General features: G+C 71.3%; 22 protein-coding genes. 12 read left to right on the forward strand and 10 right to left on the reverse strand.

From position 1 onward, the window contains the following. The first annotated feature begins 8 nt into the window (after positions 1-8). The gene (locus tag M4V62_RS36830) at positions 9-263 is read left to right on the forward strand and encodes a hypothetical protein (protein ID WP_249591515.1); all 255 of its coding nucleotides are present in this window, start codon (positions 9-11) and stop codon (positions 261-263) included. 13 nt (positions 264-276) lie between these two features. Next, a complete protein-coding gene (locus M4V62_RS36835; protein WP_249591516.1) occupies positions 277-606 on the forward strand; it encodes a hypothetical protein in 330 nt (109 codons plus the stop codon). A 435-nt stretch (positions 607-1,041) separates the two neighbouring features. Here M4V62_RS36835 and M4V62_RS36840 read toward each other — a convergent pair whose 3' ends face one another. Further along, entirely contained in the window at positions 1,042-2,277 is a 1,236-nt protein-coding gene (locus M4V62_RS36840) for an MFS transporter (protein WP_249591517.1), read from the reverse strand. Between the two features lie 111 nt (positions 2,278-2,388). Here M4V62_RS36840 and M4V62_RS36845 point away from each other — a divergent pair, with 111 nt between their 5' ends. After that, positions 2,389-3,474: a helix-turn-helix domain-containing protein gene (locus M4V62_RS36845; RefSeq protein ID WP_249591518.1), complete on the forward strand. Its 1,086-nt coding sequence runs from the start codon at positions 2,389-2,391 to the stop codon at positions 3,472-3,474. Between the two features lie 161 nt (positions 3,475-3,635). Here M4V62_RS36845 and M4V62_RS36850 read toward each other — a convergent pair whose 3' ends face one another. Beyond that, complete coding sequence (locus M4V62_RS36850) at positions 3,636-4,025, reverse strand: STAS domain-containing protein (protein WP_249591519.1); 390 nt, start codon at positions 4,023-4,025, stop codon at positions 3,636-3,638. Between the two features lie 302 nt (positions 4,026-4,327). Between M4V62_RS36850 and M4V62_RS36855 the strand changes: the two genes are divergently transcribed. Beyond that, positions 4,328-5,371, forward strand: coding sequence for an NUDIX hydrolase (locus M4V62_RS36855; RefSeq protein ID WP_249591520.1), 1,044 nt, complete (start codon positions 4,328-4,330; stop codon positions 5,369-5,371). A gap of 84 nt (positions 5,372-5,455) precedes the next feature. On the opposite strand, the gene M4V62_RS36860 is transcribed toward M4V62_RS36855, so the two are convergent. Further along, the gene (locus tag M4V62_RS36860; protein ID WP_249591521.1) at positions 5,456-6,811 is read right to left on the reverse strand and encodes a dipeptidase; all 1,356 of its coding nucleotides are present in this window, start codon (positions 6,809-6,811) and stop codon (positions 5,456-5,458) included. Between the two features lie 135 nt (positions 6,812-6,946). Between M4V62_RS36860 and M4V62_RS36865 the strand changes: the two genes are divergently transcribed. Next, positions 6,947-8,149, forward strand: a complete 1,203-nt coding sequence (locus M4V62_RS36865) for a geranylgeranyl reductase family protein (protein WP_249591522.1) — start codon at positions 6,947-6,949, stop codon at positions 8,147-8,149. 1 nt (position 8,150) lies between these two features. On the opposite strand, the gene M4V62_RS36870 is transcribed toward M4V62_RS36865, so the two are convergent. Next, on the reverse strand, positions 8,151-8,645 hold the full coding sequence (locus tag M4V62_RS36870) for a nitroreductase family deazaflavin-dependent oxidoreductase (RefSeq protein ID WP_249591523.1): 495 nt from the start codon (positions 8,643-8,645) through the stop codon (positions 8,151-8,153). 174 nt (positions 8,646-8,819) lie between these two features. Between M4V62_RS36870 and M4V62_RS36875 the strand changes: the two genes are divergently transcribed. Next, positions 8,820-9,518, forward strand: coding sequence for a TetR/AcrR family transcriptional regulator (locus M4V62_RS36875; RefSeq protein ID WP_249591524.1), 699 nt, complete (start codon positions 8,820-8,822; stop codon positions 9,516-9,518). A 31-nt stretch (positions 9,519-9,549) separates the two neighbouring features. On the opposite strand, the gene M4V62_RS36880 is transcribed toward M4V62_RS36875, so the two are convergent. Continuing rightward, entirely contained in the window at positions 9,550-10,380 is an 831-nt protein-coding gene (locus tag M4V62_RS36880) for an AfsR/SARP family transcriptional regulator (protein WP_249591525.1), read from the reverse strand. Between the two features lie 151 nt (positions 10,381-10,531). On the opposite strand from M4V62_RS36880, the gene M4V62_RS36885 reads away from it, so the two are divergent. Genes M4V62_RS36885 through M4V62_RS36895 form a run of 3 tightly spaced genes read left to right on the forward strand, consistent with a single transcriptional unit; the run spans position 10,532 to position 14,678 of the window. Beyond that, entirely contained in the window at positions 10,532-12,706 is a 2,175-nt protein-coding gene (locus tag M4V62_RS36885) for an MMPL family transporter (RefSeq protein WP_249591526.1), read from the forward strand. 53 nt (positions 12,707-12,759) lie between these two features. Continuing rightward, complete coding sequence (locus M4V62_RS36890; protein WP_249591527.1) at positions 12,760-14,016, forward strand: sensor histidine kinase; 1,257 nt, start codon at positions 12,760-12,762, stop codon at positions 14,014-14,016. Next, positions 14,013-14,678 carry a response regulator transcription factor gene (locus M4V62_RS36895; protein WP_249591528.1) on the forward strand — a complete coding sequence of 222 codons (666 nt, stop codon included), beginning with the start codon at positions 14,013-14,015 and terminating at the stop codon, positions 14,676-14,678. The genes M4V62_RS36890 and M4V62_RS36895 overlap by 4 nt, the downstream gene beginning before the upstream one ends. On the opposite strand, the gene M4V62_RS36900 is transcribed toward M4V62_RS36895, so the two are convergent. Then, complete coding sequence (locus tag M4V62_RS36900; protein ID WP_249591529.1) at positions 14,639-14,911, reverse strand: DUF6332 family protein; 273 nt, start codon at positions 14,909-14,911, stop codon at positions 14,639-14,641. The two genes, M4V62_RS36895 and M4V62_RS36900, sit on opposite strands and share 40 nt — an antisense overlap. A gap of 76 nt (positions 14,912-14,987) precedes the next feature. Then, complete coding sequence (locus M4V62_RS36905; protein WP_249591530.1) at positions 14,988-16,484, reverse strand: MFS transporter; 1,497 nt, start codon at positions 16,482-16,484, stop codon at positions 14,988-14,990. 89 nt (positions 16,485-16,573) lie between these two features. On the opposite strand from M4V62_RS36905, the gene M4V62_RS36910 reads away from it, so the two are divergent. Beyond that, complete coding sequence (locus M4V62_RS36910) at positions 16,574-16,978, forward strand: MarR family winged helix-turn-helix transcriptional regulator (RefSeq protein ID WP_249591531.1); 405 nt, start codon at positions 16,574-16,576, stop codon at positions 16,976-16,978. A 54-nt stretch (positions 16,979-17,032) separates the two neighbouring features. On the opposite strand, the gene M4V62_RS36915 is transcribed toward M4V62_RS36910, so the two are convergent. Together M4V62_RS36915 and M4V62_RS36920 are read right to left on the reverse strand one after the other, a co-directional pair. Beyond that, entirely contained in the window at positions 17,033-17,782 is a 750-nt protein-coding gene (locus M4V62_RS36915; protein ID WP_249591532.1) for a maleylpyruvate isomerase family mycothiol-dependent enzyme, read from the reverse strand. Positions 17,783-17,869: 87 nt separating this feature from the next. After that, positions 17,870-18,496 carry a TetR/AcrR family transcriptional regulator gene (locus M4V62_RS36920; RefSeq protein WP_249591533.1) on the reverse strand — a complete coding sequence of 209 codons (627 nt, stop codon included), beginning with the start codon at positions 18,494-18,496 and terminating at the stop codon, positions 17,870-17,872. Between the two features lie 68 nt (positions 18,497-18,564). Here M4V62_RS36920 and M4V62_RS36925 point away from each other — a divergent pair, with 68 nt between their 5' ends. Together M4V62_RS36925 and M4V62_RS43985 are read left to right on the forward strand one after the other, a co-directional pair. After that, positions 18,565-19,227, forward strand: coding sequence for an O-methyltransferase (locus M4V62_RS36925; protein ID WP_249591534.1), 663 nt, complete (start codon positions 18,565-18,567; stop codon positions 19,225-19,227). A gap of 127 nt (positions 19,228-19,354) precedes the next feature. Then, on the forward strand, positions 19,355-19,693 hold the full coding sequence (locus M4V62_RS43985; RefSeq protein ID WP_430626884.1) for a hypothetical protein: 339 nt from the start codon (positions 19,355-19,357) through the stop codon (positions 19,691-19,693). Between the two features lie 255 nt (positions 19,694-19,948). Here the strand turns inward: M4V62_RS43985 and M4V62_RS36930 are convergent, their stop codons facing one another. After that, complete coding sequence (locus M4V62_RS36930) at positions 19,949-21,418, reverse strand: MFS transporter (protein WP_249591535.1); 1,470 nt, start codon at positions 21,416-21,418, stop codon at positions 19,949-19,951. Positions 21,419-21,563 lie beyond the last annotated feature (145 nt).

A 21,563-nucleotide genomic window follows, 5' to 3' on the forward strand; every position in this document is an offset into this window, starting at 1 on the left:
AAACGACGATGCGCGTAGGCACACAGTTCACCGGAACACTCAACCCCGGGCAGACCGGGCGCTGGTTCACCTTCAACTGGCCGCAGGGCTGGCACGTCATCTGGTACTTCATGCCGACGACACCGCAGACGGGCAGCCCGCAGATCGAGTGGGAGACCGAGGTCGAACGGGCCACGGCCACGACGGTCACGTACTGGCTGACGGTGAAGAACATCGGCAGCACCCAGATGAACTTCGAAGGCCGGTACGCGGTTCTCAACTAGGCGGGGGAAGCCCATGAAGGTGCATGTCACGATCTCGGAGGACGCGGGCGCGGCCCCGGCAGCCGCGTCGGAGCGGCAGCTCTCCGTGGCGCGGGAGACCGCCGCCGCGGGCGCCGTGGACGCCGGGCCCGCCTCGGCGGCGGGGGCCGAGCAGGGCCCGGCAGGGTCCGTGACGGACGGCGGCGAGTCCCCGGGCTGGCTCGCCGAACTCGTCCGGCTCGCCGACGCCGGAGAGGTGGCCCGCCCCGGTGAGGAGCCGCAGGAGACCCGAGGGTCCACGGCGCGAGGGCCCTCGGAGGGACCGGTCATGGAGGCAGGGAGCGCGGGGCCGGCTCCGGGCTGAGCGGTCATCGCCGGTCCGCGTCGAGGGGTCGTGCGGGCGGTACCGGAGGGTGACGAGCGGGGGCCGTCGCGGATCACGCGGCGGCCCTGGCGTCCGTAACGACAACGAGCGCCATGCGAACGGCACCGCGAGCGCGCGGCCGTCCGCATGATGCACTCCGTGTCACGGGCCGTCATGTCCCGCACCGAACAGCGGGATTGAGATCGTCGGACGGTGCACACCGACCATCTCCAGCAGACGGAGCGCTCCGCATGAAAGCCCCGAAGTACGCGCGTGACATTCCCGGCCTGTGCTGGGACGAGAGGCCCGGTGATGTCCTTCACTGCACCCTTGGGCAGGATCACGCAGGCGACCACTTCCACGCGTACACCAGAACCAGGTGGCCCAACCGTGCACGCGCCGCCCGGGCCGCGACGGAGCGCAGGTGAGGGCATGTCAGGAGGGTGGGGCGACCCGGGTGACCGGCGCGACCTGGTCCTTCTCGGTGGCGACGGCGCCGGCGGAGACGAGCGTGGCAGCGGCGAGGCTGCCCCAGAGCGCGGCCGGGCCATGGGGTGCGAGCGCGGTGATGGCCATGGGGGAGACGGCCAGGCCGAAGCCCGTGGAGAGCTGGAAGCGGGCGAGTGCGCGTCCGAGGACATGGGCAGGTGCGAGGGCGGCGACGAGCGCGGTGGCGCTTCCGGCGTAGACGATCTCACCGATGGTGCAGACGACGGACACCGCGGCGACGGCGGGGGCGCCCCAGCCGTGTCCCAGTGAGGTGGCCGCGAGGAAGCCGAGGTAGGACGCGGTGAGCACCACGCCGGAGAGAGCCAGCACGGTCCGCCGGGAGAAGCGGGCCATCAGGACGGTGACCGGCACCTGGAGGGTGACCACCAGCACGGTGTTCGCCACGAAGATGGCCGCCGACCACATCGGGGACGCGTGCAACTGTGTCACCAGGATGAGGGGGAGCGCGATTTCGGGGACGTTGAGGCAGAAGACGTAGATCACGTTGGCGGACAGGAGCGCGCGCATCCGGGGTGCGGGACCGGTCTCCCCGTCCAAGTCCTCGGCCCGGGTGGCGGCCGGATGCGCGTGCAGGTGGACCGACCATGCCAAGGCCGCCGCCGTGAGGTACGCGAGCCCGGTGACGACTGCCAATGCCTGCAACGCGGTGGTGCCGCCCGCCAGGCAGGCGGTGGCGATGAGCGCGCCCACGCCCATGCCGGCGTTGCGCAGGGCGCGGCCTGCCGCGAGAGCGGTGTCGCGTTCCCGGCCGTGGGCCACCGTGGCGACGAGAGCCGCGTGGGCGGCCGGCCACGCCTGGTTGCCGACGCCGAGGAGGAGCGCCGCCGTCGCGAACAGCCAGACGTGTCCCGCCGGGGTGGCGAGCAGCAGCGCCACGCCCGCCACCCGCACCAGCATCGACGCCGCCACGACCGTGCTGCGCGCACCTCGGTCCAGCCACCGGCCCACCGCGGGCATGCACACGAGTCCCGTGACGACGCCGACCGTCATGGCGATGCCGGTGGCCGGTGCGGACAGCCTCAGCACCGCCACTCCGTAGAGCAGCAGAAAGGGCCGCAGCAGGCCGGTGCCGAGTGCGTCCACGGCCAGGGCGACGGCATAGCGCGGGCCTCCGGAGGCACGGACGAGAGTGCGGGGGCGGATCTTGGTGGCGGTTGGCATTGGCGTTGGCATGGCGACAACGGTGCGTTCGGCCGCCGGTCCGGCCACGTCGGTTGACGGACTCCGTCAATCGACGCCTTCGCGGGCCGTCCCGTCAGCGATGATGCGGGGATGACGCTGAGGATCGACATCAGGGGGCTGCCGTCCGAGCGGCTGCGGTTCGCCGCGTCTCCGCTGGCCGAACTGACCGCGATGCTGCACGTGCTGGCCGAACCGGGGCACCATCCGCAGCTCGCCGGCTGGGCAGCGGATGTCTGGGCCGGGCTGCGGCCCGAGCTGGCCGAGCGGTTGCGGGAGGCGGAGTTCCTCTGGCGTTCCTCGCAGGCCGACTTCCTGGTCCCCGCCCGCCCCCGGCCGACCCTCGCCGAGGAGCTGGACGACGTGGACCGGATCGACGACGAGACGTATGTGACCGCCGCGCTCGTCACCACGTGCGGCAGGACCCGGGCCCACTTCGCCACCGTGTCGCCGCTGACCGACCCGACCGCGCGCGAGCGGGCCCTGGACCTGGCCCAGGCCCGGGGCCCGCTGCAAGAGGCCTTCGCGGAACGGCTGCTCGACGACCCGGCCGCCGTACGGGCACGGTTGCGCCACACCCTCGAACAGTGCGCCGAGGCCTTCTTCGACGCCGCCTGGGCGGGCATCGTCGTGCGGCTCGCCGCCGACCTGCGTCTGAAGAACGACCTGTTGAAGCGCCAGGGCATCGGGGCGGCACTCGCATCGGTCTCCGACGCGGTCTCCCTCACACCGGACGGCGTCTGCGTCGTCGTGGACAAGCTGCAGGACAAGGCGACCGCCGCCCACGGCGTCGGGGTCACCTTCATCCCCAGTGTCTACGGCCGCCCGCACCTGGTGGCGGTCCACTCCCCGGGGTGGCAGCCGGTGGTGCAGTACCCCGTGGCCGAGCCGAGCCCGTCGGAGCCGGTGTCGCTCGAGACGGTCACGCTGCGCCTCGAGGCCCTGTCGCATCCCGTACGGCTGCGGCTGCTTCGCACCCTGGCCCGCGGCCCGCACACCACCCGCGAGCTGGCCCATGCCTGGGAACTCTCGCCTCCGGAGGTCTCCCGTCACCTCGCCGTTCTGCGCCGCGCGGACCTGCTCACGGACCGGCGGGACGGTCGTTACGTGCGCTACACGCTCAAGCTTCCCGATCTGACGGCACTGGGCGGCGACCTGCTGGCGGCCGTACTGCGTTGAGGCAGCCCTCGGTTCACACGGGGTGTGAACGGAATGCATATATGCATCGTGCGCGGCTACTCCCCACAACGGCGTACACAGGGCAGGCTGGTGATGCTGCCCGGACCCCGCAGCACCCCTGCCCCGCCCCAGTGGAGAATTCGCCACCCTGCCGGGCGGGCTCAGTCCTTCTCCAGCGCCCTCTCCAGCGCCTCCTCCAGCGAAGGAACCGGTGACAGTACGGGAGTGAGGCCCGTGAGGCGCAGGACGCGGAGCGTCAGGTGGTGCGTGCAGACCACGGCGAGGCGAGCGCCCCTCGCGGTCGTCCGGCGGTGCGCGCGGACCAGCAGGGCGACACCGGAGCAGTCGAAGAACGTGGTCCGGGTCAGGTCGATGACCACGGTTGTCGCGGTTCCACCGGTGATGGGGTCGAGGAGCGGGGCCATTTTCTGGTAGGCCAACAGGTCGATCTCACCGTGCAGTTCGATGACGACCGCGCCGTCATGGCCGTAAACGCGCGGCTGTTGGGTGGAGTCCTCGAAGGCGAATTCGTTCAGTGCATCGAGTCGCACGTGTCCCCCCAGGGTTGACGTCGCCCGGTCCTCGCGGCAGCAGAGTGCACCGAAGGAGCCGGATTCAGGAGGTCACCAGGGGCTGGGGCGCCAGGCGGATCACGCTAGCGGGGGAGGGCGTCCCCTGGAGTGAGGGAACGATTCATGCACGGTGACTGCCACCCGATGGGGTGAAGTGGGTGCGAATCACTTGACATGTCGTGGCGCCTTTAGGCCTGGGCGATGACCGCCTCATCAGGGCCTGGTTTCCGTGGCAGGGTGTTGCGGGCAAGCCACAGGGGGCCAACAGAAGAGGGGGAACCGTGATCGTCTGGATCAACGGCGCGTTCGGTGCGGGCAAGACCGGCGCCGCACGGGAACTGATCGAGCTGATCCCGAACAGCACACTCTTCGACCCCGAGGTCATCGGCGGCGGACTGCCCGACCTGCTGCCGCCCAAGCGCCTCGCCGAGGTGAGCGACTTCCAGGATCTGCCGATCTGGCGGCGGCTCGTCGTGGACACCGCGGCGGCCCTGCTCGCCGAGGTCGGCGGCGTCCTCGTGGTGCCCATGACCCTGCTGCGGCAGGACTACCGTGACGAGATCTTCGGCGGCCTCGCCTCGCGCAGGATCGCCGTACGACACGTCGTCCTCGCCCCGGATGAAACGATCCTGCGCCAACGCATATCCGCCCGCCCCGTCCCGGACCTCCCGGACGGCGAGATGCGTGTGCGGCAGTGGTCGTTCGACCACATCGAGCCCTACCGCGCCGCACTCGCGGGCTGGCTCGGCACCGACGCCCACCGCATCGACACCGGAGCGCTCACCCCGTACGAGACCGCCGAGCGCATCGCCGACGCCGTACGCACCGGGGCCGCGTCCGTCTGCGACATCGTGCAGACCCCGGAGCCCACCGCGGAGACGCTGGCCGCCGGGGTGCTGCTCTTCGACGAGCAGGACCGGGTGCTGCTCGTCGACCCGACGTACAAGGCCGGCTGGGAGTTCCCCGGCGGCGTCGTCGAACCGGGCGAGGCGCCCGCGCGCGCGGGCATGCGCGAGGTGGCCGAGGAGACCGGCATCCAACTGACCGAAGCCCCGCGGCTCCTGGTCGTCGACTGGGAGCCGCCCACACCGCCCGGCTACGGAGGGATGCGGTTCCTCTTCGACGGCGGCAGCCTCGACAGCGGCGAGGCCCGGCAGCTGCTCCTGCCAGGACCCGAACTCCGCGCCTGCCGCTTCGTCACCGAGGAAGAGGCGGCCCGGCTCCTGCCCCCCGTGCGCTACGAACGGCTGCGCTGGGCCCTGCGCGCACGGGAGCGCGGGGTCGCCCTGTACCTGGAGGCGGGAGTCCCGGTCGGCCCCCAGTAACCGTCGGCGACCCCCGGCGTCAGCCCGGGTCGTACCCGTCGACGGCGGCGAGCAGGATGACGCCGCCGCCGAAGCGTCGGTGGCTCAGCTCGCCGCGTACTTCTGGAGGAACAGCGCCTCCGCGACCGAGAGCCGCTCCAACTCCTGGGGGGAGACGCTCTCGTCGACCGCGTGGATCTGCGCCTCGGGCTCGCTCAGACCGATCAGGAGGATCTCCGCACGGGGGTAGAGCGCGGCGAGGGTGTTGCACAGCGGGATCGAGCCGCCCTGCCCCGCGTACTGCATCTCCTCGCCCGGGTACGCCTCGCCCATCGCCTCCGCCATCGCCGCGTACGCCGGGCTCGTGGTGTCCGCGCGGAACGGCTGGCCCTGCCCGATCTGCTCGGTGGTCACCTGCGCACCCCACGGCGTGTGCGCCTCCACGTGCGCCTGCAGCAGCTTGGTGGCCTCGGCCGCGTCCACGCCCGGCGGAACCCGCAGGCTGATCAGCGCCCGCGCGGCCGCCTGCACGGACGGCGTCGCGCCGACCACGGGCGGGCAGTCGATGCCGAGCACCGTCACCGCGGGGCGCGCCCAGATGCGGTCGGCGACGGTGCCCTTGCCGACCAGGCGGACGCCGTCGAGGACCTTGGCGTCCTTGCGGAACGTGTCCTCTTCGTACTGAAGCCCGTCCCACACCTCGTCGCCCGTGAGCCCGTCGACCGTCGTCGAGCCGTCCTCCGCGCGCAGCGAGTCGAGGACGCGCACCAGCGCGGCGAGGGCGTCCGGGGCCGCGCCGCCGAACTGTCCCGAGTGCAGATTGCCCTCAAGAGTGTCGACACGGACGCGTACGAGGGTCATGCCGCGGAGTGTCGCGGTGACCGTGGGCAGGCCCACCCGGAAGTTGCCCGCGTCGCCGATGACGATCGTGTCCGCCGTCAGCAGGTCGGGGTGCTCCTCGGCGTACCGCTCAAGGCCGCCTGTGCCCTGCTCCTCGGAACCCTCGGCGATCACCTTGACGGTCACCGGGACGCCGCCGTTCGCCTTCAGGGCGCGCAGCGCGAGCAGGTGCATGAGGACGCCGCCCTTGCAGTCGGCGCTGCCGCGTCCGTACCAGCGTCCTTCGCGCTCCGTCAGCTCGAACGGCGGGCTGGTCCACGCCGTCTCGTCGAGCGGCGGCTGCACGTCGTAGTGCGCGTAGAGCAGCACCGTGGGAGCGCCCTCGGGGCCCGGCAGCAGGCCGTACACCGACTGGGTGCCGTCCGGGGTGTCGAGCAGGGCCACGTCCTGGAACCCCTCGGCGCGCAGCGCGTCCGCCACCCAGTTCGCGGCGGCCTCGCTCTCGCTCCTGGGGAACTGATCGAAGTCCGCCACCGACTTGAAGGCCACCAGTTCAGTGAGCTCCGCCTTCGCCTTCGGCATGAGTGAGGCGACGGTCTCGGCGATCGGATCCGGCGACATGGGCACGCTCCTCGTAGGTGCGACGTTGTACGTATGCGGGTGTGGTGATCCTCCCACAGGAGGGTGCCGGAGGTGCCCGCCGTAGGATGCCTTGGAAAGCGCGGCCAACAGCTGGATCGGGAGCGGTAGACCAACGTGAGCAGCGAGAACTCAGCGGACGACGCTCAGTACGTGTGGGACGTCGTCGTGGTGGGAGCAGGGCCCGCCGGGGCGTCGGCGGCCTATGCGGCAGCCGTCGCGGGACGCAGCGTCCTCATCCTGGAGAAAGCCGAACTGCCCCGGTACAAGACGTGTGGCGGCGGCATCATCGGCCCCTCGCGTGACGCGCTCCCGCCCGGGTTCGAACTGCCCTTCAGGGACCGGGTGCACGCGGTGACGTTCTCCCTGGACGGCAAGTTCTCCCGCACCCGCCGCTCGAAGCAGATGCTCTTCGGGCTCATCAACCGCCCCGAGTTCGACCAGCAACTGGTCGAGCACGCACAGAAGGCGGGCGCCGAGGTGCGCACCGGAGTCACCGTCGCGCGCGTGGAGCAGCACGGCTCCGCGGTGCCCGACCGGCGCACGGTCGCCGTGGTGCTGCAGGGCGGCGAGACGGTGCTCGCCCGCGCGGTCGTCGGGGCCGACGGCAGCGCGAGCCGCATAGGAGCACATGTCGGCGTGAAGCTCGACCAGGTGGACCTGGGGCTTGAGGCCGAGATCCCGGTGCCGCAGAGCGTCGCCGAGGACTGGGCGGGCCGGGTCCTGATCGACTGGGGCCCGATGCCGGGCAGTTACGGATGGGTGTTCCCCAAGGGCGACACGCTCACCGTCGGTGTCATCTCCGCGCGCGGCGAAGGCTCGGCCACCAAGCGGTACTTGGAGGACTTCATCGCCCGCCTCGGCCTCGCGGGCTTCGAGCCGAGCATCTCCTCCGGCCACCTGACGCGCTGCCGCAGCGACGACTCGCCGCTCTCGCGCGGCCGGGTCGTGGTGTGCGGTGACGCGGCGGGGCTGCTTGAGCCGTGGACCCGTGAGGGCATCTCCTTCGCGCTGCGCTCGGGGCGCCTCGCGGGGGAGTGGGCCGTGCGGATCGGCGAGGCGCACGACGCGGTCGACGCCCGCCGCCAGGCCCTGAACTACGCCTTCGCCGTCAAGGCGGGACTCGGCGTCGAGATGAGTGTCGGGCGGCGCATGCTCACCCTCTTCGAGCGCCGTCCGGGCGCGCTGCACGCGGCGATCACCGGGTTCCGGCCCGCGTGGAACGCGTTCGCGAGGATCACCCGTGGCTCGACGACGCTGGGCGAGCTGGTGCGGAACCATCCGCTGGCGGGACGGGCACTGAGCGCGCTCGACCGGTAGGTCACTTGGTGACGGTGACGCGGAAGACGGGGTGGTCGGCGGCGGCCGCCTCGATCTCCGCATCCGTGGACTTGGCGGTGACGCCCTTGAAGTACTGGTTGACCTCCCAGCCCCACTTCTCCAGATAGCCGCGCAGGAGCGGCAGCTTCTCGGCGTCCGCGACCTCCTCGACCGTGAACGCGCGGACCTTGCGCCCCACGCGCAGCTCGCCGCCGCCCGCCACGCGCATGTTGCGCACCCACTGCGAGTGCCCACGGGCCGAGACCAGGTACTGGCCGCCTTCGTACGTGAACGGGTTCACCGGGACGCGCTGCATCTGCCCGCTTTTGCGGCCCCGTACGGAGAGCTCGGCCGACCCCATCAGGCTGACGCCGCGCCGCGCGAGCCACCCGATCATGCTGTTGAGCCGCACGTTCAGGGGGCTGCCCTTGAGGTAGTAGGGGGCGGGGGAGCCGGAGGAGGACGCCGAGGACGAGGATGCCGAGGACGAAGACATGGTGACCGCCAGAGTCGGGAGAGGTTTCGAGAGCACTGCTCTCGCTTAAGAGCAGTGTGCACGAGATCGGTGCCCCATTTCAAGAGCAGTGCTCTCGAAAATGTGCGGTGCTCTTGAATGAGTGCGCCGATCCCGTTTTAGCGCACTGCTCCGAACCCGTGGCACACTGCCCGTATGAGTAGTGCCACCAGCGGGGCCAGGGCCCGCGCCCGAGTCGAAGTCACCGCCGCCATCAAGGACGAGGCGCGCAGACAGCTGGCCGCCGACGGCGCCGCCAAGCTCTCGCTGCGCGCCGTGGCCCGCGAGCTCGGCATGGTCTCCTCCGCCCTCTATCGCTACTTCCCCAGCCGCGACGAGCTCCTGACCGCCCTCATCATCGACGCCTATGACTCCCTCGGTGCCGCCGCCGAGGGTGCGCACGCCGAGGTCGCGTCGGCCGGACCCGTGCGGCGCTGGACGGTCGTGTGCGAGGCCGTACGGTCCTGGGCGCTCGCGCATCCTCATGAGTACGCCCTCATCTACGGCTCGCCCGTACCCGGCTACAGCGCGCCCGCCTCCACGATCGAAGCCGCGGCCCGCGTCGGGCTGCTGCTCATCGGCATCGTGCGCGACGCCCATCAGGGGCGCGGAGTCGCCGTGCGGCCGCTGCCGGGCGGGCTGCGTCCCGAGGCCGAGCGGATGGCCGCTGATCTGGCACCCGACCTGCCGCCCGCGGTGATCGCGGCGATGGTCGCGGCATGGGCCCAGCTGTTCGGGCTCGTGGGCTTCGAGGTGTTCGGGCAGTTCAACCGCGTCGTCGAGGACCGTTCGGCCTTCTTCTCCTACTCGGTCACTCAACTCGCCCATGGTGTGGGCCTGTTGGAGCAGAAGTAGCCTCCGGCCCATTGATCGGGGATGGGTGCCCTCAGGCCGCCGGCACGGGAGCCGACGTCCGCGTGGTGAGGAGCTCCGGGTCCTGGCGCAGCATCCGCTCGTGCAGGGAACGCAGCGCGGGGCCCGGGTCCGCGCCCATGGCGTCCGCGATCCGGCGCCGTGCCTCCTCGAAGGCGAGCAGCGCGTCCGAGGAACGGCCGGTGCGGTACAGGGCGTTCATCAGGAGTTCGACCGTGCGCTCGCGCAGAGGGTGGGCGGCGACGAGCCTGATCAGTTCGTGGACGTACTCGAAGGAGCGGCCGAGTTCGATCTCCCCGGCGATCCGGGCCTCCAGGACGGTCAGCCGCTTCTCGCGCCACCGGAGCCGTTCCGCCGCCAGATACGGGGCGTTGAGACCCTCCGCGAACTCGCCGCGCCACAACGCCTCGGCACGGTCGACGAGTTCGCCCGCGTGGCGCAGCTGCCCCGACTCACGCGCGGCGAGCGCCGCATCGACCAACTGCCGCCGCTCGCGCAGATCGTCGGCCACGGCGTCGGAGAGCCGGTAGCCGCTGCCGGTCCACGTCAGGGCCGGGCCGCCCGTCGTACCTGTCGCGTCCGTCGTCCCCGCCGACGCGAAGGCGCGCCGCACCCCGGAGACGTACTTCTGCACGAGATTGCGCACATGGACCGGGGGTTCGTCACCCCACACGGCGTCGACCAGGCCCTCGTACGAGAGAGGCCGCCCCTCCTGGAGGAGCAGGACCGCGAGCACGGCGCGCTGCTTCGGCGGCCCGAGCGGCACCTCCTCGGCGCCGCGCAACGCCCGCAGCGGACCCAGCAGTTCGAAGCGCATCCCCGCGGACATCCCCACACCACCCATGCGCCGAGCGTAACCCGGCACCCGCGCGCACCCGCCCGCCCGCGTTCCAGTGGATCTTCCAGCGGGCCTTCCAGTGACCCTTCCAGCGGTGGCCGCGACGGTGGCGGCACCGGATCCCGTACGGGGGGTCCCGGGAGAGAGGCAGACAGCGATGCTGACCCGGCTCGGCCGTTTCGTGGTGCGGCGCAGCCGCGCCGTACTGATCGGCGTGGTACTGGCCTTCCTCGGCCTCGGCGCCTACGGAGCCGGCGCCCAGGCCGACCTCGACCTCGCGCGCTGGGACGCGCCGGGCACCGAGTCCGTGCGCGCGGCCGACATCCTGCGCGAGGAGTACGGCACGGGGAATCCCAACCTCGCGCTCCTCGTCACGGCCCGCGACGGCGACGTCGACTCGCCGCGCACGACGGCCGCCGCGCGCCAACTGGCCGCCGAGGTGCGGGACATCCTGGGCGTCACCGATGTCAGCGCCTACTGGACCGGCAAGAGCCCGGCCCTGCGCGCCTCCGACGGCGAACGCGCCCTGATCCTCGCCCGCCTGGAGGGCAGCGCCACGGACACCCGCGAGCGGCTCGCCACCCTCTCGCCTCAACTGGCCCGCACCACACCACAGTTGACGGTCTCCGTCGGCGGCCAGGAGGAGATCTCCCGGCAGGTCGGCGAGCAGGCACGCGCCGACTTCCTGCGCGCCGAGATGATCGCCCTGCCCGCCGTCGTGCTCCTGCTGATCCTCGTCTACCGGCGCACCGTGGCGGCCCTGCTCACCGTCGGCGTCGGACTGCTCTCGGTCGTCGGCACGCTCGCAGGACTCCGGGCGATCGCGCAGGTCACCGAAGTGTCGACGTTCGCGGCGAACCTCGCACTCGTCCTGGGCCTCGGACTCGGCATCGACTACAGCCTCTTCGTCATCAACCGCTACCGCGAGGAACGGCACGCGGGGCACGCGCAGCCGCACGCCGTGGTCCGCGCGACCGCCGCGGCCGGACGCACCGTGATCTTCAGCGGGGTCACCGTGGCCGTCTCGCTCTGCGCGCTCCTTGTGTTCCCGTTCTTCTTCCTGAGCTCCTTCGCGTACGCGGGAGTACTCGTCGTCGTGACCGCGGTGGCCGGAGCGCTGCTCCTGCTGCCCGCCGCGCTCGCCCGCTGGGGCCACCGCGTGGAGCGCCCGCAGCGCACGGCCGGCGGCCTCTGGCAGCGGGTCGCGCTCGCCGCGATGCGCCGCCCGCTCGCCGCGGGCGCGGCCGTGATCGGCGTCCTGCTGTTCGCCGCGTCACCGCTGCTCGGCCTGCGGTTCGGCCTGCCGGACGAGCGGGCCCTGCCCACCGGCACCTCGTCCCGCACCACCTCCGAGACCATCCACGAGGAGTTCCCCGCCGAACCGACCGACGCCGTCCAGGTCGTGCTCCGGGAGGCGGCGAGCGCCGGGGCCACACAGCGGTACGCCGCCGAACTCTCCCGCATCCAGGGCGTGTTCGAGGTGGACGCCCCGACCGGCCGCTATCAGGACGGCCACCGCACCGGGCCCTCGGAGGTCACACCCCGAGGAGGAGGATCCCGCCTGACGCTGATCCCGACCCAGGCGGCGATGCGCGGCGACGTACCCGCCTTCGTCGGCGCCGTCCGCGACACCCCGGAACCTGCGGCCGCCCTGGTCGGCGGCTACCCGGCCGAGACCACCGACTTCCGCGCCACCCTCCTGGACCGCCTCCCGTACGCCGTCGGCCTCATCCTCGTCGCCACCTTCGCCATCCTGTTCCTGATGACCGGCAGCCTGCTCCTGCCCGCCAAGGCGACCGTGCTCAATCTGCTCAGCCTGTCGGTGATGTTCGGGTGCCTGGTATGGGTCTTCCAGGAGGGCCACCTGTCCGGGCTCCTCGGCTTCACGCCCACCGGGTCGATCGAGCCGAGCATCCCGGTGCTGATGTTCTGCGTCGCCTACGGCCTGTCGATGGACTACGAGGTGTTCATGCTGGCGCGGATCAAGGAGGAGTACGAGCGGGTCGGCGACACGGAGCGGGCGGTGGCGACCGGGATCCGGCGCAGTGCCCCGCTGATCACCGCGGCGGCCGGGATCCTCGCGCTCTCGTTCCTCACGTACGCGACCGGAGGCGTCGTTTTCCTCAAGGAACTGGGCGTCGGCACCGCCCTGACGATCCTCGTGGATGCCACCCTCATCCGCGTCGTCCTGCTGCCGGTCGCCATGCGGCTCGCGGGCCGCGCCAACTGGTGGGCGCCCGCTCCGCTGCGCCGGCTGCACCGGCGCTTCGGCCTGCACGAAGTCCCGGAGGGTGACAAGACCCCCGAGGTACTCCAGCGGGAGTACGCGTGATCGCCACGCTCGGCTGACGCCCGCCGCCCACCCCGCGGTCTAGCGTTGCCGTCATGGACGAGCAGCGCGAACACAGGCGCGGCGGTCCGCCCCTGCCCTGGGGCGGACCGCCGGCATGGCGGCAGGGGCCGCCCTGGTGGAACCGACGCGACGACGCGGGGGACGTCAGCAGGCTGCCCTGGCTGACGACGCTGGCGATCACCGTGTTCGTGCAGGTCGGCTCCAAGTACGCCGCCGAGGGCCAGCTCGACCGGCAGGACCTGGACGTCTGGGCCCGGCTCCTGCTGCTCGCGGGCACGCTCTCGCTCCTGCTGCGCCACCGCCACCCCGTCCCGGTCGCGTACTTCACGGCAGGGACAGCGCTGGTGTACCTCGGCGCCGGATATGCGTACGGCCCGGTCCTGATCACCGTCGCCGTCGGCTGCTTCGCCGCGGTCGTCTCCGGGCACCGGCGCGCGGCGTGGGGCGCCGTCGGGATGCTGTGGGCGGGACATCTCCTTGTCGCGCACTGGCTCTACAGATGGCTGCCGCCGGACGGCGACAACGCACGGACCTGGGGCGAGGAGACCGTCGTCGCCGTCTGGGTGGTCGCCATCATCGCCGTGTCCGAGCTGGCCCGCGTGCGCCGCGAGCAGTGGATGAAGGAGCGTGCCGAGCGTGCGCAGGCCGCCAAGCGGCGCGCCGACGAGGAACGCCTGCGCATGGCGCGCGAGCTGCACGACGTCCTCGCGCACAGCATCTCCGTGATCAACGTCCAGGCGGGCGTCGGCCTCGCGCTGCTCGACTCCGATCCCGAGCAGGCCCGCACCGCCCTGACCACCATCAAGGCCGCGAGCAAGGAGGCGCTCGGGGAGGTCAGGCAGGTCCTGGACACCCTGCGTACGCCCGGTGAGGCACCCCGAGCCCCGGCCCCGGGGCTCGACCGCCTGCCCGAGCTCGTGCAGCAGGCCGCAAGTACGGGACTCACCGTCGAAGTCGACACCCAGGGGACCGGCAAGAAGCTGGCGCCCGGCGTCGACCTCGCCGCCTTCCGCATCGTCCAGGAGGCCCTGACCAACGTCGTACGGCACTCCGGATCGCGGCACGCGCGCGTGCTCGTGCGGTACGAGGCCGCGGCGCTCACCCTGCGCGTGGACGACGACGGCCCTGCCACCGGCGCGGACGCGGGGGGCAGCGGCAACGGTCTTGCGGGGATGCGCGAGCGCGCCGCCGCCCTGAATGGCACGATCGAGGCGGGCTCGCGCCCGGACGGTGGATTCCGGGTCACCGCCGTACTGCCCACCCGCTCGGCACCTCAGGAGGACCAGTGATCCGCGTACTGCTCGCCGACGACCAGTCGCTGGTCAGGGCCGGTTTCAAGGCACTGCTCGACGCCCAGCGGGACATCGAGGTCGCGGGCGAGGCGGCGGACGGCGAGGAGGCGGTGCGCATGGTGCGCGAACTGCGCCCCGATGTCGTCCTGATGGACATCCGCATGCCGCTGCTCGACGGTCTCGCCGCGACCCGGAGGATCACCGACGAACCGGACCTGAACGACGTGAAGGTGGTCATGCTCACCACCTTCGAGCTGGACGAGTACGTCTTCGAGGCGATCCGCTCCGGGGCGTCGGGCTTCCTGGTCAAGGACACCGAACCCGAGGAACTGCTGCGCGCCGTCCGCGCGGTGGTCGACGGCGACGCGCTGCTCTCGCCCGGCGTGACGCGGCGTCTGATCGCCGAGTTCGCCGCCCGCTCCAAGGAGCCCACGGGCCCCGAGCCGCTCGGCGAACTCACCGAGCGGGAAAGGGAAGTGATGGCGCTGGTCGGCATCGGCCTGTCGAACGAGGAGATCGCCCGTCGTCTGGTCGTCAGCCCGCTCACCGCGAAGACCCACGTGAGCCGGACCATGGTGAAGCTGGGTGCCCGCGACCGCGCCCAACTGGTCGTCCTGGCCTACGAGTCGGGCTTGGTGCGCCCCGGCTGGCTGGGCTGACGCGCCCGCCGGTGGCGCACGAGGACCGTCACCACGGACACGACGAAGACCGCGGCGGCGGCGATCCTGCGGACCTGGTTCAGCGTGTGCCCCGAGGGCGATGACAGGCCGATGAAGTGGGCCGCCGCCGGCACGGCGAAGAAGGCGGCACCCGCGAGCGTCGTGGCGACGAAGAGCGCGAAACCGATCTCCACGGTGGCCTCGTCCCGCTGGGCCTGCGTCCTTTGCCCCATGCCCCGAGTGTCAGGGGTGCGCCTCCGGCGGGCAAGCAACTGCCCACCGGAGGACGCGTATTGATGATCGGCCCGGTCAGTCGCGGACGGCCACCCGCTCCTCGTCGGCCTCGCGCTGCACGGACTTCACGACCACGATCGTCTCCTGTGCGGGACGCCTGCGGCGGGGCCGCAGCCCGGTGAGGGTGATCAGGAGTCCGGCGACCGCGATCGCCGTGACCACGATCAGGCCGGGGCGGTAGCTGTCGAGCACGGCCTGCGGCGAGGCGTCCGCGCCGTGCGAGGCCGCGGTGATCACGGCGGTGACGACGGCGAGGAAGATCGCGCCGCCCACCTGGATCGAGGTGTTCAGGAGGCCCGACACCATGCCCTGCTCGTCGTCGTGCACGCCGTTGGTGGCCTGGATGTTGAGTGAGGGGAAGACCAGGGCGCACGCGAAACCGAGCAGGATCATGGACGGCAGGACCATGGAGGCGTACGACGGGGTGAGGCTGACGCGCAGGAACAGGACGTACGAGGCGACGAGCAGGACGAAGCCCGCCACGATGACCCGCGGTGTGCCGAACCGGTCGATCACAGAACCGACCTTCGTGGACGACAGCGCGACCAGGGCGCCCGCGGGCAGGAAGGCCAGCGCGGTCTCCAGGGCGGACCAGCCGAGCAGCGTCTGGAAGTACTGCGTGGCCAGGAACTGGAAGGAGACGTAACCGCCGAAGAACGTCATCGCGCCGATCTGCGCCCGGAGTTGGGGCCCCGAGCGCAGGACGCCGAGGCGGATCAGGGGGCTCGCGGTGCGCAGTTCGATGCGTACGAAGACGGCGAGCAGCACGGCCGCGGCGAGGAACGACAGGAGGGTGCGGGCCGAGGCCCAGCCGGCCTCCGGTGCCTCGACGACGGTGAAGACGAGCAGCAGCATCGCCGCCGTGCCGGTGACGGCGCCCGGCACGTCGTATCCGCCGACGTTCTTCTCGCGGGCGCTGCGCGGGATCAGCTTGAGTCCGGCGATCAGCGCGATGACGGCGATGGGCGCGGGCAGCAGCATCGTCAGGCGCCAGCTGGCCTCGGTGAGCAGTCCGGACAGGACGAGCCCCATGGAGAAGCCGGTGGCGGCGCAGGTGGTGTAGATGGTGAGCGCGCGGTTGCGGACCGGGCCCTCGGCGAACGTCGTGGTGATGATGGACAGACCTGCGGGCGCGGTGAACGCGGCGCTCAGGCCCTTGATGAAGCGGCTGGCGATCAGCAGCGGACCGGAGTCGACGAACCCGCCGAGGAGCGAGGCGAGGGCGAAGACGGCGAGCGCGATCAAGAAGACGCGGCGCCTGCCGAGCAGGTCGGCGGCGCGGCCACCCAGGAGCAGGAGGCCGCCGTAGCCGAGGATGTAGCCGCTGACGACCCACTGCAGGGTCGAGGTGGAGAGGTTCAGTTCGGAGCCGATGGAGGGCAGGGCGACGCCGACCATCGACACGTCGAGCGCGTCGAGGAACATCGCGGCGCAGAGCACGAGCAGTGTGCCCCACAGTCGCGGGGACCAGCGCTCCGGGGACGCGGAGACAGCTGTGAGCGGAGAAGTCATGCGGAGCACAGTACATGCGCATGCATTGAGTGCAAGTGCATTTAATTCCGATGCAACAAAGGGGGTCTTTTCTGCTACCGTGCGATGTCATGGCGGCGAAGAAGGCCGAGCAAGGGCTCGTGGACCAATGGCGCGGCATCCTCGCGGTGCACGCGCGCACCCTGTGCGAACTCGACAACGCCCTGCGTGAGCACGGCCTCGGGGCCAGCGATTTCGAAGTCCTCGACGTGCTCTCCGAGGGCGCCGCGGCGGACGGTGACTGCGCCTACCGCGTGCAGGACATCGCGGGCCGGGTGCACCTGAGCCAGAGCGCGCTGTCCCGCCTCATCGGCCGGCTGGAGAAGGACGGCCTCGTGGAGCGCGCCATGTGCAGCGAGGACCGGCGCGGGGTGCGGGTCGTGCTCACCGGCAAGGGACGCGAACTGCACGCGGAGGTGCGGCCGCTGCAGCGCGCGGTCCTCGGCCGGATGCTGGCGGAACCCGGCTCCAAGTAGCCCTGAGCGTAAGTGGCCCCGGGTGCAAGTACCCGGGTGCAAGTGCCCCGGGGCTCACACGCCCGACGTCTCGCTCCACAGGGTGCTCAGCGCGGTGTCGCCGGTGACGTGCGGGATCGGCGCGCGGTTCCACAGCGCGAGGTAGAGGTGCTCGGCGGGCCCCGAAAGCTCACACTCGGCCGGACCGTCGCCGCCCCGCTCCGTGACGGGCGGTTCCGGGGACAGGTGCACGGTCCACACGGCGTCCGCGCCCGCGTCCGTCGCCCGTACGCGCAGGACCCGGGGCTCCTGGGTGCGCACCCTGCTGCGGGCGCGCGCGTGGAACCCGCGGAGCAGCTCGTCGATCCCGTCAGCGGCGAACTCCGTACCGATCGGCGACGGCGCACCCCCGCGCGCGGACTCGGCGTCCACGCGGTGGATCGTCGTCTCGTTCGCCTGCCGCCGCGCCCAGAACGCGAGGGGGTTCGGAGCGGGCAGGAACGCCCAGCACCGCACGTCCGGCGCGGCGGCGCGCAGCGTGGCGACCAGGTCGCCGTGCGCCTGCCTGTACCAGTCGAGCAGGGCCGCGCCGTCCAGGTCCGGCGCGTCGCCGATGGGCCGCGGCGAGGTGTGCCCGTCGGCGACGAACGCCGCCGCCCAGCGATGCACCGCTCCCGTGTGTCGCAGCAGATCGCGCACGGTCCAGTCGGGGCAGGTGGTCACCTTGGCGCTCGTCCCGGCCGCTTCGGCTGCGCGGGCCAGCAACTTGCCTTCCGCGTCGAGGACTTCAAGGTGTTCGGCGATCTCCGTACCGGCAGTCTTCATACGGGGGATTGTGCCGGATGGAGTGTGCCGGATGGAGTGCGCGCGAGTACCGCCACTGCTGCGGGCGGGTCCCGGTGCGGTGGCCGGTCAGGTCGAGCGTCGCAGGAACCCGTCGACGAGTCGGTCGATGAACTCGGGCTCGATGGGTTCGCCGGTGACCAGGACGCGGTAGTAGAGCGGACCCACGAGTTGGTCGGTCTCGGCGGTCACGTCGACACTGCTGGGCAGCCTTCCGCGCTGCATGGCGCGCTCCAGCGGTAGACGGTCGCGCACGCGCTGCTCGTTGAGGAACCTGTCCCGGAAGTCCTCGGCGAAGACGGGGTCATGCTGTGCCTGTGCGATCAGGGCCCGGAAGACGGCTCCCGAGTCGGACTGGCTCAGGAATTGCGCCAGTTGGCGCAGATAGGAGCGCAAGTCCTCGGTCAGGTCACCCAGATCGGCCGGTGTCAGCTCCTCGGTCGCGTCCTGCAGGAAGGCGTCCATGAGGACTGCGGTCTTGGATTTCCACCAGCGGTACACGGTCTGCTTGGCCACGCCGGCGCGCGCCGCGATGCCCTCGATCGTGACGCCGGCATAGCCCTTCTCGGCCAGCAGGTCGTCGGCCGCCTCGAGCACCGCCTGCCTGGCCGCAGCGCTGCGTCCGTGCCGGTTGCCGTGATGCCGCCCTGCGGACGAGCCAGTGATGGCCTCGTCGCCTTGTACCGCGCGTCCCATTAGCGCCTCCCTGGGGTACAGGGTAGAAGCTCTAGATTAAACGCAACGTTGCGTCTACTCTAGGATTCATGACCCGCACACACACCCTCGCCGACCCCCGGGTCGAGGCCGCACTCAGCCAGATGTTCGCGCGCGCAGCACACGACGCAGACGCCGCAGCCCTCGCCAGGGAGAAGCTGCCCGAAGGGTTCGCCCCGACGACGCCACAGGAACAGTCCGACGCCGCGGCGGAGATCTATATGCCGATCTCCGCCGCGGGCGGGCAACTGCTCTACAACCTGGTCCGAGCCGTCCGCCCCAGCACCGTCGTGGAATTCGGCACGTCCTTCGGGATCTCCACGCTGTACCTGGCCGCCGGCGTACGCGACAACGGCACGGGGCGCGTCATCACCACGGAACTGAGCAGGACCAAAATCGCAGCGGCTCGCCGCACCTTCGCCGAGACCGGCCTGGACGACGTGATCACCGTCCTCGAGGGAGACGCCCGGCACACCCTCAGGGACCTCGACACTCCTGCCGATCTCGTCCTGCTCGACGGCTGGAAGGACCTCTGCCTGCCGGTCCTGCACCTGCTGGAGCCTCGCCTCGAACCAGGCACCCTCGTCATCGCCGACGACGTCGATCTCGACAGTCTGCGCCCCTACCTGAGCTACGTCCGCGACCCGGCCAACGGCTACCAGAGCGTGACCTTCCCCGTCGAGGACGGCATGGAGATCAGCTGCCGCCTATGACGGGGGGCGTCCGGCGGCCGGGAGTCGGGATGGTCGGTGAACGAGGCGCCGAGGAAGCATGGCTTCTTGCGCAGCATGCGGATCGCGCTCCAGCGCTCCAGCGTTCCAGCGGCGGGTACTTGAGCTCATGAAGACCGCCGTCGCAGCAGGAGAGGCATCTGCACGTCACCTTGCCTGCCTCACCGACCGGGTTCTGGTCGCGGCAGGCGAGCCCCAGTTGTACGGGACGCAGTACACCCACGAGCCGGACGGCTCGGATCCGCGTCCGCAACCGGTGGCTGACCCGGAATTCCGCTGTGCGCCACCTCCTCGGCTTCGGGTGACTCAGGTATCGGTTCCCAGCGCCCGCCGTGCGGCTACCTGGAACGCGACCTCCAGGGGCTTCTTGGCCTCGAACCCAGCCATGAACTGCCGGTCGTGCTCCGCGAGACGTCCAGTGACCGCCGCTGACGCGGCACTGTACTGAGTCCAGGCGTCGTGCACGCAGCCGCGGGCATGCTCCCAATCTTCGACGCCGCCTTCGCCGTGCAGCGGATCGGACGCCTTCCAGACGGCAGTGGACGCCGTCGCGTCTCCGCCCAGTACCTCGATCTGGCCTGGTCCTGGGGGCCTTCCCGCAGGCGCGGGGGAGCAGCCGGAGAGCGGGATCGGCGCACCTTCTGTACCTTTCGCCGAAGCCATGGCCGATCCCGGCCGATCCCGGCCAAGGCCGGTGTCGCCGTCAACGGCTGTTCGCGGATGCCTCGTTCGAGGTGGTGACCGCACCTGGGTCGGTGGGACGTAGCGGCGCCGCGGAGCCTTCCGCGGGACTGGACCTCGCCAGCCACAGGCCGGTGAACACTGCGGTGGCCACAGTGACGGTGCCGGCAGCGAGGAAGGCGCTGTTGAGGCCGGTCTCGAAGGAGGCGCCGCCGGATTGCCGGGTGCGGACGACGGCTCCGAGTACCGCCACGCCGAGCACCGCGCCGATCTGCCGGGTGGTGCTGCTGATACCTGACGCGAGGCCGCCTTCCTGCGGGCTGACCGCTTGGATGGCGGCTCCCGTCAGTGGGGACATGGTCAGGGCGAAGCCGGTGCCGACGACTCCAAGCCGCCACCACACGTTCCCGTAGCCGGTGTCGGCGTGCACCATCCCGAGCGCAAGGAGGCCCAGGCCGGCCAGGGCCAGGCCGGTGGTGACCACGACGCGGAAGCCGTACCGGGCGGCGAGCCGGCCCGCGTACGGGCTGACGATCACCATGGCGACGGACATCGGCAGGGTCTGGAGGCCGGCGCGCAGGATCGAGCTGCCCTGGACGTAGACGAAGAACTGGGAGAAGAAGAACGACGAGCCCATGAGCGCGAACCCCACCACGACCATGGCGGTGTTGGACACGGTGAACAGGCGCTGCCGGAACAGCGGCAGCGGCAGCATCGGAGCGCAGCGACGCGCTTCGACGGCGACGAACGCGCCGAGGAGGATCACCGCGGCGGTGAAGCTGCCCAGGATCACCGGCGACGTCCAGCCGCGGGCACCACCCTCGATCAGTCCGTAGGTCAGCGCCCCCACCCCCAGAACGGACAGCACCGTCCCCGGGACATCGATCGCGGGGGCGCCCGGATTGCGGGTCTCTTCAAGGCTGCGCAGACCGACCAGCAGCAGGACCGCGCCGATGGGCAGATTGACCAGGAAGATGGCGGGCCAGCCGAAGGCATCCGTCAGCACGCCGCCGGCCACGGGGCCCGCGGCCAGACCGATTCCGCTGAATCCGGCCCACAGCCCGATCGCCTTGACCCGTTCCTGCGGATCGGGGCAGGCGGCGACGAGCAGGGCGAGCGAGGCAGGGGCCAGCGCCGCGGCCCCGATGCCCTGCAGCACCCGGCCGGCGACCAGCCAGCCGACCGAGGGCGCGAGGCTGCACAGCACCGACGCGACGGTGAACACCGCTACGCCGGTCAGGTACACCCGCTTGCGGCCGAACCGGTCGGCGAAGATGCCGCCGGACAGCAGCAGCATGGCGACCAGCAGTACGTACGCGTCGACGATCCACTGCAGACCGGTCAGCCCCGTGTGCAGCCGGTGCTGCATATCGGGCAGCGCTGCTCCAACAATCGTGTTGTCGAGCAGGACCATGAATTGGCCCAGGCAGGTCACCGTGAGCAGCACGGCCCGGTTCGGCCGACGGCCTGCGGCCTCAGGCGATGCAGCCATGGGGATTCCTCTCAATCGTCAATTGCGCCTCTCCACGGCCGACGCGGTCAGCCTTCGGGCGCACTAAAGCAGCCGGTGGCTGCGTTAGGAGACTGTAAGGAGGGTTAGCTCGTAAACGCAAGTGGCAACTGCGTTAAGGTGGGGG

The sequence above is a fragment of the Streptomyces durmitorensis genome, assembly GCF_023498005.1.
GTDB lineage: Bacteria > Actinomycetota > Actinomycetes > Streptomycetales > Streptomycetaceae > Streptomyces > Streptomyces durmitorensis.

Coding starts and splice junctions, on each gene's coding strand:
- M4V62_RS36830 (WP_249591515.1), top strand. CDS start 9: ATGCGCGTAGGCACACAGTTCACCGGAACACTCAACCCCGGGCAGACC.
- M4V62_RS36835 (WP_249591516.1), top strand. CDS start 277: ATGAAGGTGCATGTCACGATCTCGGAGGACGCGGGCGCGGCCCCGGCA.
- M4V62_RS36840 (WP_249591517.1), bottom strand. CDS start 2,277: ATGCCAACCGCCACCAAGATCCGCCCCCGCACTCTCGTCCGTGCCTCC.
- M4V62_RS36845 (WP_249591518.1), top strand. CDS start 2,389: ATGACGCTGAGGATCGACATCAGGGGGCTGCCGTCCGAGCGGCTGCGG.
- M4V62_RS36860 (WP_249591521.1), bottom strand. CDS start 6,811: ATGTCGCCGGATCCGATCGCCGAGACCGTCGCCTCACTCATGCCGAAG.
- M4V62_RS36870 (WP_249591523.1), bottom strand. CDS start 8,645: ATGTCTTCGTCCTCGGCATCCTCGTCCTCGGCGTCCTCCTCCGGCTCC.
- M4V62_RS36875 (WP_249591524.1), top strand. CDS start 8,820: ATGAGTAGTGCCACCAGCGGGGCCAGGGCCCGCGCCCGAGTCGAAGTC.
- M4V62_RS36880 (WP_249591525.1), bottom strand. CDS start 10,380: ATGGGTGGTGTGGGGATGTCCGCGGGGATGCGCTTCGAACTGCTGGGT.
- M4V62_RS36885 (WP_249591526.1), top strand. CDS start 10,532: ATGCTGACCCGGCTCGGCCGTTTCGTGGTGCGGCGCAGCCGCGCCGTA.
- M4V62_RS36890 (WP_249591527.1), top strand. CDS start 12,760: ATGGACGAGCAGCGCGAACACAGGCGCGGCGGTCCGCCCCTGCCCTGG.
- M4V62_RS36900 (WP_249591529.1), bottom strand. CDS start 14,911: ATGGGGCAAAGGACGCAGGCCCAGCGGGACGAGGCCACCGTGGAGATC.
- M4V62_RS36905 (WP_249591530.1), bottom strand. CDS start 16,484: ATGACTTCTCCGCTCACAGCTGTCTCCGCGTCCCCGGAGCGCTGGTCC.
- M4V62_RS36910 (WP_249591531.1), top strand. CDS start 16,574: ATGGCGGCGAAGAAGGCCGAGCAAGGGCTCGTGGACCAATGGCGCGGC.
- M4V62_RS36915 (WP_249591532.1), bottom strand. CDS start 17,782: ATGAAGACTGCCGGTACGGAGATCGCCGAACACCTTGAAGTCCTCGAC.
- M4V62_RS36920 (WP_249591533.1), bottom strand. CDS start 18,496: ATGGGACGCGCGGTACAAGGCGACGAGGCCATCACTGGCTCGTCCGCA.
- M4V62_RS36925 (WP_249591534.1), top strand. CDS start 18,565: ATGACCCGCACACACACCCTCGCCGACCCCCGGGTCGAGGCCGCACTC.
- M4V62_RS43985 (WP_430626884.1), top strand. CDS start 19,355: ATGAAGACCGCCGTCGCAGCAGGAGAGGCATCTGCACGTCACCTTGCC.
- M4V62_RS36930 (WP_249591535.1), bottom strand. CDS start 21,418: ATGGCTGCATCGCCTGAGGCCGCAGGCCGTCGGCCGAACCGGGCCGTG.